Below are 15,773 nucleotides of genomic sequence, written 5' to 3'. Positions count from 1 at the left end.
AAAAAACCTCCCTATTCAATGTAAGACTCAAACAATATGCTTATTTGATAAAAGCGTTAGGATCAAGAATCAGAGCTACCTGTCCATCTCCGAGTATCGTCGCGCCAGAGATTCCTTCTATAGCTGGAAGATACGTTCCCATCGATTTGAGTACAATCTCGCTTTGACCAATGAATTCTTCAACCGCAACGGCTGCGAGACGGTCCCCTTTTCGAATTACAACGATCTCGGTTTCTTTCTCATCTGCATCGTTGAAATCGGGTACGCCGAAAACTTCGCTTAATGACAGATATGGAATCAAGGACTCACGGAACGTGATCATTTTATTTCCATGGATATTACGAACCTGCTCACGCTGCACGATTGCTGTTTCTACGATGGAAGAGAGCGGAACGGCATATTTCTCGGAACCGAGCCGCACAAGCATCGCTGCAATGATGGACAGGGTCAAAGGAAGCTGTACAGAGAAGTTTGTGCCTTTGCCCGGCGTAGAAGTGATGGTCACATTACCGCCAAGCGAAGTGATTTTCGATTTTACAACGTCCAAACCTACACCACGGCCGGAAATATCCGAAATTTTGTCAGCCGTACTGAAACCAGGAGCGAACAGCAGCTGATTCACTTCATCGTCACTCATTTTTGCACCCTGCTCCTCGGTCACAACGCCGCGTTTAATCGCCGTTTGCAGGAGCTTATCACGATAAATCCCTTTTCCATCGTCTTCGATCTCAATAAATACATGGTTGCCGCTGTGGAAAGCTCGCAGATTGACTGTACCCATTTCCGGTTTACCAGCAGCTGTACGCTCCGAGATGGATTCTACGCCATGGTCAACTGCGTTGCGCAGCAGATGCACAAGCGGATCACCAATTTCGTCAATAACGGTTCGATCCAGTTCGGTTTCAGCGCCTGTAATGACGAGATCAATCTTTTTATCCAATGTTTTGGCAAGGTCCCGAATCATGCGTGGGAAACGATTAAATACCGTATCTACCGGAACCATCCGCAGCTTCAGTACAATGTTCTGCAAATCCGTACTCACTCGGCTGAGGTGGGCAACCGTATCGGACAGATCATTGCTGCCTGTCTCGCTTGCCAATTGTTCCAGACGCGAACGGTCGATCAGCAATTCGCTGAACAAGTTCATCAGCACATCCAGTCGTTCGATATCGACACGGATGGTCCGTGAAGGAGCCGCCGCCTGTTTTGGTGCTGCAGCCTTTACCGGAACTGCTTTAACTTCATCTTGAGGCGCAGCTTCCAGAGCAGGTGCATCCTGGACAACCTCAGGGGCTGGCGCTGGTGCATCCTCTACTGCAGCCGCCGCGGCTGTCTGATTCGTCATCTGCTGCAATGTCTCCTGATCCAGCTGAATCAATTTTGCACTCTCAATTTCGGAGATGCTCAGAATGCCCTTTTCCAGTTCTTGCGCCTCTTTGGTTGTTATGTAATACAACGAGAAACTGCGCTCAAACTTTTCCTGCTCGATATCCTGAACCGAAGGATACGCTTTAACGACCTCACCTGAACGCTCAAGCATGTCAAACACCATATATGCCCGAACGCCTTTTAATTGACTATGCTCACTTACAAGAACGTCAACATAGAATACACGGTGTCCTTCTGCTATGGACTGATCAAGCACCGAATATTGAAACTCGTCCAATTCCACAGCATTAGAAGTTGTCGAACTCGTTTGTTTCTCCGCCTTAACCGCAGGAGCGCTGCCTCCGGTCCATTCACCGCTTTCAATAGCCTGGAGCGAAGCAACGATGGAGGTGACATCCGCTTTACCTTCTCCGCCCCCGGTAATATCCTGAACCATATTCTCCAAAGCATCCAAACTCTTGAACATGGTATCAAAAATGTAATCCTGCATTTTCAGCTTCTCGTTACGCACCATGTCCAGTACATTTTCCATTTTGTGTGTCAGTGAAGCCAAATCCTCGAATCCCATAGTCGCCGCCATACCTTTGAGAGTATGCGCAGAACGGAAGATAACCTGCACGATGCCCAGATCTTCCGGATTAGCTTCAAGTTGTAGCATGTTTTCGTTAAGGGATTGCAGATGATCATTAGACTCATCAATAAACATGGATAAATATTGGTTCATGTCCATTGTGAGGCACCTCCTCCGTAAGTTACACTCCGTTATTTCACTGCTTGAACAAGTCTTGGCGCAATCTCCTGCAGAGGCAGAAGATGACGCACGCATTGCAGCTCTACAGCTGAACGCGGCATACCGTAGACAACACAAGTTTCTTCATTTTCGGCAAACGTTGATGTGACTCCGGTATCGTACAATTTTTTCATCATACGTGCTCCGTCGCTTCCCATGCCTGTCAGAAGAACAAGATGTCGCTGTAAAGATGTAAACGGCAGAAGGGACTCAAACATCGTATCCACTGAAGGTCTGTGACCATTAACCTGTTGATCCTCACTCAGTTTCAAGATGAATCTTCCATCTGCTGCCTTGTGGACTCTCAAATGGAAACCACCCGGCGCAATATAAGCTGTTCCTTTTCGAAGTGCCATACCGTCTTCTGCCTCCACCACATGCAGGGGACTGAACGTATTCAATCGCTGCGCCAGTGAACGAGTAAAATTGGGCGGCATATGCTGCACAATAATTACCGGTGCCGGCAGATCTGCAGGCAGCTGTTCAAGCAGGGTCTTGAGAGCTCTTGGTCCGCCAGTCGAAGAACCGACAGCAACAAGTTTGTTAAACGATCCTTCCAAGCTCCCTGAACCTTTGTAAGCCGTGTTAAGCTTCGCAGGCTCTTTCACAGGTGCAGGCGATGGTACAGGCACTGAAGTGGCTGCTGTCTGTTTTGCCGCGGGCTTGGTTGGGTCCGATGTTCTGGCTTCTCTGCGGGCCTGCAGTGGACTCGCAGACGGCTTGACGGTTTTATCCGTACTTGCGGTGCGAGCCGGCTGATCCGGCTTAACTGTGCTTTCCTTTTTGTTAAACGTTCGATCTGTTTTCGGAAGAGATGGCGGTGCACTTGGCTTCTTCTTAATCTGAACAGCCTCAGTATGCTCTTTAACTGCAGGCTCACTGTTCGGGAGCGCAGACGGAGCCGCTTTATGAATGGATTCATTCATATCTCTTGCCGGAAGCTCTTTCTTCACCGGCTGCATGGGAGGAATCACAGCATTGCGGGAGGCCTCCATTTTTTTGATCGATTCTTTGCGTTCGGCTTTTCGCTTCACTTCGTGCATGGCCGCACGCATGCGTTCAACCAGCGCCTTGCCAACCTGAGCAATATCCTGATCATGCACGACAGAAGGTTTACGGATAAAATCGAACGCGCCGGCTTCCAGCGCCATAATCGTCTCTTTCATGCCTTGTTCATTAATACCAGATAGCATAATTACAGGAATGAAGGAATCTTCCATGATTGTTTTTAGCGCATCCAGTCCATTCATTTCAGGCATTTCGACATCCATCGTGATAATATCAGGCTTCAGCTCTAACGTTTTTTGAATGGCTTCTTTGCCATTCGATGCGGTAGCCGTAACCTTAAACTCTGGGTCCGTTTCAATGAAATCCGTCACAATTTTGCGCATAAAAGCGGAATCATCGACAACTAAAACTTGATAGACCGCCATATTGTGTCACCTCTGTTTCCTTTATTCAGAAATCATGTTGTTCGTTTAAGCCACTTTTTCATAAATCCCCTGATTCCTGACAAGGTTCCGGATTCCGGAGCTGCAGGTACAGCCAGATATCGAAGAGCAAGTTTTTGAATATCCTTGGAAGCTTTGCAATTCGGATAGGCCAGACGGTAGGGCATCTGCTTCTTGACTGCTGTAACGACCTGGGCATCCTCAGAGATATACCCCAAAAGCGGGATATCCGTTTGCAAAAACTTCCTTGCGACTCCAGCTATCTTATCCGCTACACGTTCCGCCTCCCTTTCGTCTTCGACCCGGTTTACGATCATTCGAAAAGGGGTAGCGTGCTCCTGGCTGTGCATCACTTTGACTAAGGCATACGCATCAGTTATTGAAGTCGGTTCAGGTGTAGTTACGATCAGGCACTCATCAGCAGCACTGATGAATCTCATATTTTCTCTGGAAAGGCCAGCCCCGGTATCGAAAATGACATAATCCATCTCCTGCGCAATGTCTTCTACTTGACTGGCGAAAAACTCCAAATCTCGATCAGACAATGAGAATAGTTCTTTCATTCCCGACCCCCCTGCAATATACGGCAGGCCATCAGCACCGAGTTGTATGATTTCCCTTATAGTTTTATGTCGGTATAATAGATGATACAGATTATAGGAAGACGAAGTTCCCATTAAAACATCGATATTGGCCATACCGATATCTGCATCAAACACCAGTACTTTTTTACCCATGGAATGCAGCGTCAGTGCAAAATTCAATGTAAAATTGGACTTGCCTACCCCGCCTTTACCACTGGCCACGGTGATAATTTGGGAGGAACGGTTACTCGCCCTGCTTTCATCGCTCCCCAAAGGTGCACCAGCCAAACTTCGGAGCGAAGCTGCCTGGTCCATCATTCTGCTCCTTCTCCCAACAATACTTTGCATAACCAATCTGCATCAGGCTTCAACAGATCATCAGGAACGTTCTGGCCGTTGGCCACGTAAGCCAGTTTTAGCGGGAAACGATGAAGCAGATTAAATAATGGACCACAGGTCCCTGTCTCGTCCATTTTGGTAAAAATCACTTTGTCCAGCCCGTATTTGCTGAAATGTTCTGTAATCTGTACCATATCCGCACTTTTCCCCGTCATACTCATCACCAGAAAGGTTTCACTGTTCTCCACTGGAGCAAGCAGACTCTGCAGCTCAGAGACAAGCAGTTCGTTTCTGTAGTTTCTGCCTGCTGTATCCATAAAGATCAGATCACAGTGTTCTAACCGGGAAATGGCACGCTGCGTATCTCCAGGCGACTGCACAACTTCCAGCGGCACATTCAAGATGGAGGCATACGTTCTGAGCTGTTCAACCGCAGAGATTCGATACGTATCTGAAGTAATGAAACCAACTTTACGCTGCTTTTTGAACATCTGTTCAGCGGCCAGCTTGGCAATCGTCGTTGTTTTGCCCACTCCCGTTGGTCCAGCCACGTACACGATCCGGGTGTCTGGTAAAATCCCTTCCTGGATACGATCGTTCAGAAAAGTTGTAACCTCTGACCGAAGAGCCTCTGCCGCATCAGGTTCGTGCAGCTCTCCTTCGGATAAACTCCGTTGAATCGGCGCGAGCCAGGACTCCCATACTTCCGGCCATATCTCCTGTTCTGCCATTCGCTCCTGAAACTTGACCAATGGTTCAGGAAGCATCTCCGCAGCCGTACCCTGCTTGGAAAGCTTGGTCATCATCTGCTTCAAATCCTGAATTTCATTCAACAGCATATCCTGCTGCTGATGGGGAGCGCGATCACCCATACTAGAGGTTGAACCCGAAAAATCCGCCCCTTGCGGTCGCGGTTTATGCTCACTGACAACGGGATCCGAGCTGTATTCCATCTTCTCATCTCGATCACTTGATTGGGATACAGATGGAACAGCCGCTGCATTCTCCTGTCCTTTTGGATCAACCGCAGCTGCAGCACCTTCTTCATTGGAAGCTGTTGCAAATGAACGAGCGGTTTGAGCATAAGCTTCGGGAACATACGCACGAGGCACGGGCGTAAACGGTTTTTGCACCTGCTTTGCAGCAGATTCCTTCGCCTGATTGGTCTGTTCCTTATCTACAGCCGCAACCACTTCGATCCGTTTCTTGCGGAACATCCCCAGCACTCCGCCCACCTTGATTTCTTTGGTGGACAGAATGACGGCGTCACTTCCCAGGTCTTTCCGAATCTGAAGCATAGCTTCGGGCATGGTCTCAACAACGTATTGTTTTACTCTCATAAGTTCACCACCCCGATACTTTGAATTTCAACATTCGGCTCCAACTCGCTATAGGAAAGCACCGGAATGTCCTGCATCGTTCGTTCAATCACCTGACGCAGATACATTCGAATGGTTGGAGAAGTCAGCACGATCGGCTGTTGTCCCGATTGTATTAACCGATTAACTTGTTCACTCAGCTTCTGATACACACTCTGAGTTGAGATCGGGTCTAAGGCCAGGTAACTGCCCTGCTCCGATTGCTGCACACTTTCTGCAATTTTCTTCTCAAGCCCTGGTCCAACTGTAATTACGCGAAGCGTTTCGCCTTTTTGGGAGAACTGCTGCGTAATCTGACGTGATAAGGATTGTCTGACATACTCCGTCAACACATCAGGGTCCTTCGTGTAGGTACCGTAATCTGCAAGCGTCTCAAAGATCGTTACCATATCTCGTATGGAGACTTTCTCACGCAGCAGCTTGGCAAGAACCTTTTGCACATCACCAATCGAGAGTACGGAAGGAATCAGTTCATCCACCAATGCAGCATAATTTTCTCTGAGGTTGTCCACAAGCGCTTTTGTTTCTTGTCTACCCAGCAGCTCGTGTGCATGTTTCTTGATCAGTTCTGTCAGATGCGTGGCAACAACAGAAGGCGGATCAACGACTGTATATCCAGCGAGCTCAGCCCGATCTTTCGTCACTTCGTCAATCCACAGCGCAGGCAGTCCAAAAGCCGGCTCTGTTGTTTCAATTCCTGTAACGGACTCTTCATCGTACCCAGGACTCATGGCAAGATAATGATTCAGAAGCAGTTCTCCGCCACCCACTGCATTACCCTTGATTTTGATTACATACTCATTAGGTCTTAACTGAATATTGTCCCGAATTCGAATGACAGGTACAACCAAACCCAGCTCAAGGGCACATTGTCTTCGAATCATGATGATCCGGTCGAGCAGGTCTCCGCCCTGCTGATTATCAGCCAGTGGAATCAAGCCATAACCAAACTCGAACTCGATCGGATCTACCTGAAGCAGGTTAATCACACTTTCAGGACTTCTCACCTCTTCAATCTGCTGCTCTTCTTCCAATTGCTCTTCCGCTTCCTGTTTTAAATTCAGATTATTCTGCATTCGCCAGGCGGCAAAGGCAAGCGCACCTGCCAGCGGGAGCGTTGTAATCACATGAATCGGTGTAAAAAATCCCAGCATCGCAATAACAAAAGCTACGATATAGATGAGTATCGGATATGTAAACAACTGGCCGGTGATATCTTCTGCCAAGTTTCCTTCCGATGAAGCTCTGGTCACAATCAGTCCTGCTGCTGTTGAAATCAGAAGAGCAGGTATCTGGCTAACCAATCCATCCCCGATGGTCAATACCGAGTATGTAGAGAGTGATGTTGCAAAATCGAGACCATGCACCGTCATACCGATGATAAAACCACCGATCAGGTTGATCAGGAGAATGATAATACTTGCTATGGCATCCCCTTTTACGAATTTGCTGGCACCATCCATCGCACCATAAAAGTCGGCTTCGCGTTCAATTTTGGAGCGGCGCTCACGCGCCTGCTGTTCATTGATCAAACCTGCATTCAGGTCTGCATCAATACTCATTTGTTTACCAGGCATGGCATCGAGGGTAAATCTTGCTGCTACTTCAGCTACACGCTCAGATCCTTTAGTGATAACGATGAACTGAACCACAACGAGGATCAAAAACACGATGAAACCTATAGCAATTTCACCTCCGGCAATCCAGCTTCCGAAGGTTGCAACTACCGCTCCCGCATCTCCCTTACCCAATATCAATTTGGTAGTCGAGATATTCAGTGCGAGTCGGAACAAGGTCGTAATGAGCAGCAAAGCCGGAAATATGGAAAACTGCAAAGCTTCTTTGCTGTTCATGGCAACAAGCAGGATCATCAAGGCAATAGAGATGTTGATAACAAGCAGCATATCGAGCAGCCAAATCGGGATCGGGAGAATCATCATCAACACGATGCCGATAATCCCCGCAAGTATAGCTAAATCTTTTGTTTTCAATGAATGTACGGCCTCCGATCCCTTTTATTTCGTTCTGCCCTTTAGTTTATATACATAAGCCAGCACTTCGGCTACAGCTTGGAACAAATCGGCTGGTATAGCGTCACCAATCTCAGCTCTCTGGAACAAAGCCCGTGCCAGTGGTTTGTTTTCCATCGTAATCACACCGTGTTCTTTGGCAATTTCTTTAATGCGCAGAGCGACATAATCCTGCCCTTTAGCAATAATCTGCGGAGCCTCCATCTCAGACCCCTCATACTTCAGCGCTACGGCAAAGTGAGTCGGGTTCGTGATTATCACATCTGCATTAGGTACTTCCTGCATCATACGCTGCATAGCCATTCGACGCTGACGCTCTCGAATTTTGCCCTTGATCAGCGGATCGCCTTCCATTTTCTTGTACTCATCCTTGATATCCTGTTTGGACATCCGTATATTCTTTTCATAATCGTACTTCTGGTACATGTAGTCGAATACGGCAAGCACCAGCAGTGCAACTGCAATTTTGACACCAAGATTCAAAGTAATCGAAGCAGCAAACTGTAAAATAGCATCCATTGAAAAATGGGATAATGAAGCAATATCAGCTTGATAACTGGTAATGGTGCTGTATACCAAATATCCGATAATGGACATTTTCAAAATGGACTTTGCAAATTCAACTAACGAACGAAGGGAGAAGATGTTTTTAAAACCTTTAATTGGATTTAATTTCTCAAGCTTCGGTTTTAAACCCTCACCAATAAGAAGGAACCCCACCTGCATGTAATTTACAATTAATGCAATCAAAGCTGCGCCAAGCAAAACAGGAGCGAGTAAAAGCATCACTTCAATCCCGTAACGTATCATCAGTGCCATCACATTTTCTTCGGTAATCTCCAGGCTGAGCCGATTAATGAAAATATCCGTAAACAACCTGACCATACGTTCTTTATAGAACGTACTGAAGATCATCATGATGAGAAATGTGAACAGGAGAATCGAAGCACCCGATAACTCCATACTTTTGACGACCTGGCCCTTTTTCCGTGTATCCTGTCGCTTTTTCGGGGTCGCTTTCTCCGTCTTCTCCCCTGAAAATAACTGGAGGTCGAGTTGAAGTTTCATCTGAATCCTGTCCTCCATTTCACTCATCCCGGCCGTTGTCCGATCGTTCCAAGCAGTTTTTCCATCGACCGGAACATCACCTCGAACAATTGGCCAAACACAAAGGCAAAACTGGGCACCAGCAGAAGCAAAATAGCAATTCCAACGAGCACCTTGAGCGGCATACCTACAGCAAATACGTTAAACTGTGGAGCCGTTTTTGCTAAAAAGCCCAATCCTACATCTGTCAGAAACAGCGCGACCACGATCGGAGCTGCCATCTGGAAAGCCAGCATGAACGATTCTCCTAATGTTCGTACAAGAAACTCTGCAACACTTCCATCTGCCATCTTCAAAAAGAACACGTTGGAGAGCGGAATCCATCGATAACTGTATACAATCCCGTCCAGCAGGTAGTGATGTCCGTTCATAGTCAGAAATAAAAGCACAGCAAAAGCATATTTAAAGTTACCTGTTAGCGGCGCAGAAGCACCTGTCATCGGGTCATACACATTCGCTATACCGAAACCAATCTGGATATCAATAAACGCCCCCGCTGTCTGGACTGCCGTCATCAAAAGATAGGCAACAAAACCCAGAAGCAGGCCTATCAGAATTTCTCTGATAATCAATAAGATGTAGCTCAAGTCGGTTGGAACGGTCTGATGAATGCCAAACGACATATATACCGTAAGCGTAACAAAGGCAGAGATCCCTACCTTAAACGAAGCAGGTACATTTCGAGCTGAAAAGACTGGTGCAGTTACAAAAAATGAGGCTATTCGACAAAACATAAGCAGAGCGACAGGGAAACTTTGCAGCAATGTCTCCATCGGCTAAAGCCTACCCTATGTATCTATATAGATTGTCGAGTATGTTATACGTAAAATCGATGAGTATATTCAAAATCCAGGGCCCAAATAAAAGTACCGCTAAGAGTACAGCAATAATTTTAGGCACAAAGGCCAGAGTCTGCTCCTGAATTTGAGTCGTTGCTTGGAAAATACTAATTAAAAGTCCTACAACCAGAGCTAGAATAAGCATAGGTGCACTGGCCAGCAATGACGTGTATACCGCTTTTCCGGCCAGACCGATAATAAACTCCGAAGTCATGACCGTCCTCCTTTAACTCTCCGGTTCAAGTGTTAAAACTCAGCAACAGTGACTTGACTACCAGATACCACCCGTCTACCAGCACAAAGAGCAGTATTTTAAAAGGTAATGAGATCATAACCGGGGGAAGCATCATCATACCCATGGCCATGAGCGTACTCGCCACAACAATGTCGATCACCAGGAAAGGAATAAAAATCATGAATCCCATCTGGAAAGCTGTTTTAAGCTCACTGATTGCATACGCCGGTACCATCACTGTAATCGGAATATCCTGATACGATTTGGGCTGTTCCGACTGATTGTATTTCATGAACAGCATAATATCCTTCTCACGCGTGTGCGTAAACATAAATTTCTTGATCGGATCTGCTGCCTTTTCAAGCGCCTGCGTTTGTGTTAAATCTCCCTTAAGATAAGGCTGCAGTGCAACCTGATTAATAGAAGACAGCGTTGGCGACATAATAAAAAGTGTCAGAAAAAGTGCAAGACCAACCAATACCTGATTCGGAGGCATTTGCTGCGTTCCGAGTGAGGTCCGGACAAAACCAAGCACGATAACGATGCGGGTAAAACTGGTCATCAGTACCAGCAATGCTGGCGCTATACTGAGCACTGTAATTAATAAAATGATGGACAATGAACTTGTACTTGGCGTGCTGCCGTCACCGTTTCCTATTTGAATATCAATGTTAGGAATCGGCTCGGCAAAAGCCACCGTAACGGATGCCAGGCTGATAAGTCCTATGAAACAACACGCTAACCAAATCTTTTTCTTCATGAATCCCTCGACCGATCTGTAGTATTGTCTTGATCCAGGAGCTTCTCCATCTTCTCTTTACGGTTTGGCATCTGCCGAAGTTTGGATTCGAACATCTCATGAAAAGAAGCGGTGTCCTCAATTTCCATTTCCCGAGGCGGTTCATCTTTGCGAAGCCGCTGAGTGAGCTTGGCAATGATAGGTGAAAGGCTGCCCTGCTGCGCAGCAGCGTCTCGTTCAAAAGAATCTATAATTTTCTGCGCTTCTTCCAAATCCGAGACCTTATCCAGCAGCTGTATATTCTCGCCCACACCAATCAAATAAACGTTTCCGCCAATCTCCAGAATTTGCAAAGACTTGTTTTGTCCTAATCCGACCCCGCCCAAAATGCGAACGGTTCCGCTTCGAAACCACTGCTGATTCCGTTTGTTCAAAAATCGAATCAGATAGACGATAAGAACCAGGATGACGGCCAGGACAACAATCACCCATACAAGCTGTAAATAATAATTGATTCCCGCGCCAGCTGGTTCTGGAGTATCACCCTGAGCCATCAACATGTTTCTTAAGCTCCCAGTGTTTTGCTGATTGCTTCGATAACCCGATCAGATTGGAAAGGTTTAACGATGAAATCTTTGGCACCCGCTTGAATGGCGTCAATTACCATCGCCTGCTGTCCCATTGCAGAACACATAATTACTTTTGCGTTTGCATCGATTTTTTTGATTTCTTTCAATGCAGCAATACCGTCCATCTCAGGCATTGTAATATCCATTGTAATCAGATCTGGACGAAGTTCCTTGAACTTCTCAACTGCCTGTGCCCCATCTGGTGCTTCTCCTACGACTTCATACCCATTTTTGGACAAAATGTCCCGGATCATCATTCTCATAAATGCAGCGTCGTCTACGACTAAAATTCGGTTTGCCATGTTGGTTCAAATCCTCCCTAGATTGTGCTTATTGTAATTTCTGAATTCGGTCCCATTGGCTTACGATATCTATAACACGAACACCAAAGTTCTCATCAATGACCACAACTTCTCCTTTGGCAATCAGCTTGTTATTAACTAGGATATCGACAGGTTCACCAGCCAACTTATCCAGTTCGACAATCGAACCTTGTGATAACTCCAATATATCTTTAATTTGCTTCTGGGTCCTTCCTAATTCTACGGTGACCTTAAGGGGAATGTCCATCAATAAATTCAAATTGTTCTCGTCTACCTGGCCATAAGTCCCATTTTGCAAATTGGCAAACTGAACAGGCTGTACATTCACATTCCTATTAGGTACACCACCGTAGTGCTGCGGCTCACCGTAAGCTGGCTGCGGCGGCATACTGTACGGCTGCTGCGGCGGCATGCCATATGGCTGCTGTGGAGGCATTCCGTATGGCTGCTGTGGAGGCGCCCCCATCGGAGCTTGTCCGTATCCACTATAGTCCTGAGCAGGCTGCTGTGGAGCTTGTGGAGGCATCTGCTGCTCCATAACCGGTGGCGGCGCTGGTGCGGCGGCTGGAGGTGTTGGTACTGGTGTCGGCTCAGGCTCAGGCGCTGCAGCTGCAGGTGCACTGGATGTTGACTCCTGAGCTCCTCCTATTAACATATCCACCATGTTTTTGGCGAAAGGTACTGGAAGCAGCTGCATCAGATTCGAATCAATCAGATCGCCCACTAATAGACGGAACGAAACTTGTATGAGCGTTTCATCTGGTGGCAGATTAGTAACGCCCTCTCCGCTTTCCAAGTTGAGAATATCAATCCCCGGAGGAGAGATATTGACAAAACGGTTGAAAATCGTCGACATGGATGTAGCAGAAGAACCCATCATTTGGTTCATTGCTTCCTGCACTGCACTGATATGAATTTCGTTCAGCTCTTCATCAGCCGGATTACCTTCACCGCCGAGCATCAAGTCCGCAATAATCTGTGCGTCTCTCTTTTTAATAACCAGTGAGTTAATGCCCTCGAATCCATCGACGTAATTCACATGAACAGCAACATGCGGTTTAGGAAATGCCTCCTCGAACTGCGTCCGGCTTATGATCGATACTTTAGGTGTAGTAATATCCACTTTAAGGCCCAGCAGCGTGGACAACGCCGTTGCCGCACTGCCAAATGTAATGTTGCCAATCTCCCCCAAGGCATCCTGTTCCAGTTCGGTCAGAAAGTCATCTACCGTTTTCTGAGCGGGTTCTGAACTCGCTATCGATTCCGATTGCCGAAGCAAAGCATCGATCTCTTCCTGGGATAAATAATCCTTACTCGTCAAATTCTTCAACTCCTTCGGTGACAACTTGATCTATTTGCACAGCCACACGGTCCTTAATGGTTCCCGGACTGCCGATATACTTCAGCCTGTCACCAACTTTAATGGAAAGCCCCTCTTCCACCGGTTTATTGAGCGTAATGACATCGCCAACCGATAATCCCAAAAACTCGGCTATCGAAATTCTGGATTCACCAAGTTCGGCTACTACAGGTAATTTGGCTTTGTTCACACGAGTTCTCAGCACTTCGTACTCTTCCGGAGCTCTCGTTTTCTTCTCCGAAACAAACCACTGATGCGTTGATAACCGGGACATTATAGGCTCAAGAACGACATGCGGTATACACAAGTTGATCATGCCCGTCGTATCGCCGATTTTGGTGCTGAGCGAGATCAAGGCAATGGTCTCATTGGGAGAAACAATCTGCATAAACTGCGGATTCGTCTCCAGTGCTTCCATTCTTGGCGAGATATCCAGTACCGTCTTCCACGCTTCCTGCAAACTTTCGAATGCACGGCTGAATATCCGCTCCATAATTGTTGTTTCAATCTCCGTCATGCTTGCAATTTTGGTCGGAGCACTACCGGTACCTCCAAGCAGACGGTCAAGCATCGCATATCCCACGTTGGGGTGAACCTCCATTACCATTCGTCCCTGTAATGGCTCTGCTTCGAAAATGTTCAAAATCGTCATCTTGGGAATAGAACGGATAAATTCGTCATAAGGCAACTGTTCTACCTGCACGACATTAATCTGAACGAACGTCCGCAGCTGGGCCGAAAAATAAGTGGTGAGAAAACGCGCAAAGTTTTCGTGAATACGAGTCAGACTGCGAATATGATCCTTAGAGAAACGAACTGCCCGCTTAAAATCATATGCTCTGATTTTTTTCTGAGTTTCTTCCTTTTTCAATTCCTCGGCGTCCATTTCGCCTGAAGAAAGGGCTGCTAATAGGGCGTCAATCTCATTCTGTGATAATACATCCACCATGTTCTCACCCCCTTACAGGTCTACAGCTTGTTCTGTTCACTACAATGGTGTCATTACAAAAGATGAAAAACTCGTGCTGCTCAATTTTCCTTCAGGTAAAGTTTCATTGATCAACCCTGTTAATCTCTCGTTGAATTGGATCCGGCCTTTTGCCGTAGACAATTCCTCAGGCTTGGTGTCGACAAGCGTCTGAATAATAATTGGCTTCACAATAATGTCTTTAATTTTCTCAAAATCTTCTTTGGCTTTCTTATCCGATAACTTGAAGGAGAAACTTACCATTACGATCCGATCTGTATCGGCCAGATTCGTTTTAATGTCTCCCAGCTCTGATGAAACCTCTACAATTTCATCCGCAGTCATCTTCTTTTCTTCAGCAGCCGCCGCTGTATGTGTATTGTCGTTCTTGTTCTGTCCCTGCAAAAATACAAAAACTACGACCACAATGAGTGTGATTGCAAGCAGTATCGTTGCAACCCAGGGCATCATCTTTTTCATCAGGACTCCTCCGTTTGCTGCACTTTGATCGTGGCTGCCTGAACTCCAATTTCACGGTTGTATTCTTTGATTTTGGAAATCACTTCATCGGCCTTTTCAAGAACGATCAGTCTTTTTCCCGTTACCAGAGTAATATACGTGTCCGGCGTCTCTTCCACGATCTCGACCATCAGCGCATTTAACCACATGGGAGAACCATTTAACCGCGTAACTGAAATCATGCTAAGCCCCCTCAATCAGAGTGGAGGAGCAAGCTCCCCCACCATTTCAAAATTACTAATCAGTTATTAACGTTTCAGGTTAACGACCTCTTGAAGCACTTCGTCTGATGTTGTAATGATCCGGGAGTTCGCTTGGAAACCACGCTGTGCCACAATCATTTCGGTAAACTCGTTTGTCAAGTCTACATTGGACATTTCCAGCTGACCGGGGATAATAGCTCCTGTACCTTCTTCTGCATTATTTGCCGTCACAGGCTCAAGCGCACCATCCGGATTGGCGTTCGTTGTCATGCGATACAAGTTGCCGCCAACCTTCTCCAGACCCGACGGATTCACAACCTTACCGATGCCAATCTGTACGCCAGCCTCATTTGTTCCGTCAGCCATCGTTTGGTTGATCGTTCCATCCTGACCAATCGTGAATGAAACGACATCATCTCCAATCTGGATGTTTCCTCCACCGCTATCCACTACAAACAAACCATCAGAAGTAACCAAGTTGCGATCTGCATCAAGCGTAAAGTTACCTGCACGTGTCAAGTATGGCACCTCTTGGTCCTCACTCAGACGAACCAGAAAAAATCCATCTCCATTAATGCGAAGGTCAGTAGGTCTATTTGTAGTCATAGGACTGCCTGCCAAGTGTAACGTGTCAATGGAACCTACCGACACACCTAGGCCAATCTGCTGCGCGTTAACACCACCCGATGGAGTATCCGTTGGAGCAGTGACGCCTGAAGTCGTTTGGCTCATAATATCCTTGAACATCACTCGGCTTCCTTTAAATCCAACCGTATTTACGTTCGCAATATTATTACCAATGACATCCAGCTTGGTTTGAAAACCCCGCATCCCGGAAACGCCTGAGTACATCGATTTCAACATTTTATTAAATCCTCCCAGCCTTAAAT

General features: G+C 46.6%; 16 protein-coding genes. All 16 read right to left on the bottom strand.

All coding sequences use genetic code 11. The annotated features are described in order from the left end of the window. Positions 1-40 precede the first annotated feature (40 nt). Complete coding sequence (locus MKY97_RS11090; RefSeq protein ID WP_342555480.1) at positions 41-2,119, bottom strand: chemotaxis protein CheA; 2,079 nt, start codon at positions 2,117-2,119, stop codon at positions 41-43. A gap of 32 nt (positions 2,120-2,151) precedes the next feature. Beyond that, positions 2,152-3,612: a chemotaxis-specific protein-glutamate methyltransferase CheB gene (gene cheB / locus MKY97_RS11085; RefSeq protein ID WP_342555479.1), complete on the bottom strand. Its 1,461-nt coding sequence runs from the start codon at positions 3,610-3,612 to the stop codon at positions 2,152-2,154. A gap of 32 nt (positions 3,613-3,644) precedes the next feature. Beyond that, entirely contained in the window at positions 3,645-4,532 is an 888-nt protein-coding gene (locus MKY97_RS11080; RefSeq protein ID WP_342555478.1) for a MinD/ParA family protein, read from the bottom strand. Then, positions 4,529-5,893 carry a flagellar biosynthesis protein FlhF gene (flhF, locus tag MKY97_RS11075; RefSeq protein ID WP_342555477.1) on the bottom strand — a complete coding sequence of 455 codons (1,365 nt, stop codon included), beginning with the start codon at positions 5,891-5,893 and terminating at the stop codon, positions 4,529-4,531. The genes MKY97_RS11080 and flhF overlap by 4 nt, the downstream gene beginning before the upstream one ends. Next, a complete protein-coding gene (gene flhA / locus MKY97_RS11070; RefSeq protein WP_342555476.1) occupies positions 5,890-7,923 on the bottom strand; it encodes a flagellar biosynthesis protein FlhA in 2,034 nt (677 codons plus the stop codon). Before flhA ends, flhF begins: the two co-directional genes overlap by 4 nt. A gap of 24 nt (positions 7,924-7,947) precedes the next feature. Beyond that, entirely contained in the window at positions 7,948-9,057 is a 1,110-nt protein-coding gene (flhB, locus tag MKY97_RS11065; RefSeq protein WP_342555475.1) for a flagellar biosynthesis protein FlhB, read from the bottom strand. Then, entirely contained in the window at positions 9,054-9,842 is a 789-nt protein-coding gene (gene fliR, locus MKY97_RS11060) for a flagellar biosynthetic protein FliR (protein ID WP_342555474.1), read from the bottom strand. The genes flhB and fliR overlap by 4 nt, the downstream gene beginning before the upstream one ends. A gap of 10 nt (positions 9,843-9,852) precedes the next feature. Then, a complete protein-coding gene (fliQ, locus tag MKY97_RS11055) occupies positions 9,853-10,122 on the bottom strand; it encodes a flagellar biosynthesis protein FliQ (RefSeq protein WP_342555473.1) in 270 nt (89 codons plus the stop codon). A gap of 25 nt (positions 10,123-10,147) precedes the next feature. After that, on the bottom strand, positions 10,148-10,903 hold the full coding sequence (gene fliP / locus MKY97_RS11050) for a flagellar type III secretion system pore protein FliP (RefSeq protein ID WP_342555472.1): 756 nt from the start codon (positions 10,901-10,903) through the stop codon (positions 10,148-10,150). Beyond that, positions 10,900-11,436, bottom strand: a complete 537-nt coding sequence (locus tag MKY97_RS11045; protein WP_342556299.1) for a flagellar biosynthetic protein FliO — start codon at positions 11,434-11,436, stop codon at positions 10,900-10,902. Before MKY97_RS11045 ends, fliP begins: the two co-directional genes overlap by 4 nt. An 11-nt stretch (positions 11,437-11,447) precedes the next feature. After that, complete coding sequence (locus tag MKY97_RS11040; protein ID WP_090923862.1) at positions 11,448-11,813, bottom strand: response regulator; 366 nt, start codon at positions 11,811-11,813, stop codon at positions 11,448-11,450. A gap of 28 nt (positions 11,814-11,841) precedes the next feature. After that, on the bottom strand, positions 11,842-13,155 hold the full coding sequence (gene fliY / locus MKY97_RS11035) for a flagellar motor switch phosphatase FliY (protein ID WP_342555471.1): 1,314 nt from the start codon (positions 13,153-13,155) through the stop codon (positions 11,842-11,844). Then, entirely contained in the window at positions 13,145-14,143 is a 999-nt protein-coding gene (gene fliM / locus MKY97_RS11030; protein ID WP_342555470.1) for a flagellar motor switch protein FliM, read from the bottom strand. Before fliM ends, fliY begins: the two co-directional genes overlap by 11 nt. Before the next feature lie 39 nt (positions 14,144-14,182). Continuing rightward, complete coding sequence (locus MKY97_RS11025; RefSeq protein ID WP_342555469.1) at positions 14,183-14,641, bottom strand: flagellar basal body-associated FliL family protein; 459 nt, start codon at positions 14,639-14,641, stop codon at positions 14,183-14,185. Further along, on the bottom strand, positions 14,641-14,862 hold the full coding sequence (locus tag MKY97_RS11020; protein WP_056700597.1) for a flagellar FlbD family protein: 222 nt from the start codon (positions 14,860-14,862) through the stop codon (positions 14,641-14,643). Before MKY97_RS11020 ends, MKY97_RS11025 begins: the two co-directional genes overlap by 1 nt. Before the next feature lie 66 nt (positions 14,863-14,928). Then, the gene (gene flgG / locus MKY97_RS11015; RefSeq protein ID WP_342555468.1) at positions 14,929-15,747 is read right to left on the bottom strand and encodes a flagellar basal body rod protein FlgG; all 819 of its coding nucleotides are present in this window, start codon (positions 15,745-15,747) and stop codon (positions 14,929-14,931) included. Positions 15,748-15,773: the final 26 nt, after the last annotated feature.

The organism is Paenibacillus sp. FSL R7-0652 (assembly GCF_038595045.1).
Lineage (GTDB): Bacteria > Bacillota > Bacilli > Paenibacillales > Paenibacillaceae > Paenibacillus.
Note: the sequence above shows the minus strand (reverse complement) of the source record. Positions and strands in the feature narration are given on the sequence as shown.

Bases quoted from the DNA above. Each gene is read 5' to 3' on its own strand.
- MKY97_RS11090 (WP_342555480.1), bottom strand. From the start codon at position 2,119: ATGGACATGAACCAATATTTATCCATGTTTATTGATGAGTCTAATGAT.
- cheB (WP_342555479.1), bottom strand. From the start codon at position 3,612: ATGGCGGTCTATCAAGTTTTAGTTGTCGATGATTCCGCTTTTATGCGC.
- MKY97_RS11080 (WP_342555478.1), bottom strand. From the start codon at position 4,532: ATGATGGACCAGGCAGCTTCGCTCCGAAGTTTGGCTGGTGCACCTTTG.
- flhF (WP_342555477.1), bottom strand. From the start codon at position 5,893: ATGAGAGTAAAACAATACGTTGTTGAGACCATGCCCGAAGCTATGCTT.
- flhB (WP_342555475.1), bottom strand. From the start codon at position 9,057: ATGAGTGAAATGGAGGACAGGATTCAGATGAAACTTCAACTCGACCTC.
- fliR (WP_342555474.1), bottom strand. From the start codon at position 9,842: ATGGAGACATTGCTGCAAAGTTTCCCTGTCGCTCTGCTTATGTTTTGT.
- fliQ (WP_342555473.1), bottom strand. From the start codon at position 10,122: ATGACTTCGGAGTTTATTATCGGTCTGGCCGGAAAAGCGGTATACACG.
- fliP (WP_342555472.1), bottom strand. From the start codon at position 10,903: ATGAAGAAAAAGATTTGGTTAGCGTGTTGTTTCATAGGACTTATCAGC.
- MKY97_RS11045 (WP_342556299.1), bottom strand. From the start codon at position 11,436: ATGGCTCAGGGTGATACTCCAGAACCAGCTGGCGCGGGAATCAATTAT.
- MKY97_RS11040 (WP_090923862.1), bottom strand. From the start codon at position 11,813: ATGGCAAACCGAATTTTAGTCGTAGACGACGCTGCATTTATGAGAATG.
- fliM (WP_342555470.1), bottom strand. From the start codon at position 14,143: ATGGTGGATGTATTATCACAGAATGAGATTGACGCCCTATTAGCAGCC.
- MKY97_RS11025 (WP_342555469.1), bottom strand. From the start codon at position 14,641: ATGAAAAAGATGATGCCCTGGGTTGCAACGATACTGCTTGCAATCACA.
- MKY97_RS11020 (WP_056700597.1), bottom strand. From the start codon at position 14,862: ATGATTTCAGTTACGCGGTTAAATGGTTCTCCCATGTGGTTAAATGCG.
- flgG (WP_342555468.1), bottom strand. From the start codon at position 15,747: ATGTTGAAATCGATGTACTCAGGCGTTTCCGGGATGCGGGGTTTTCAA.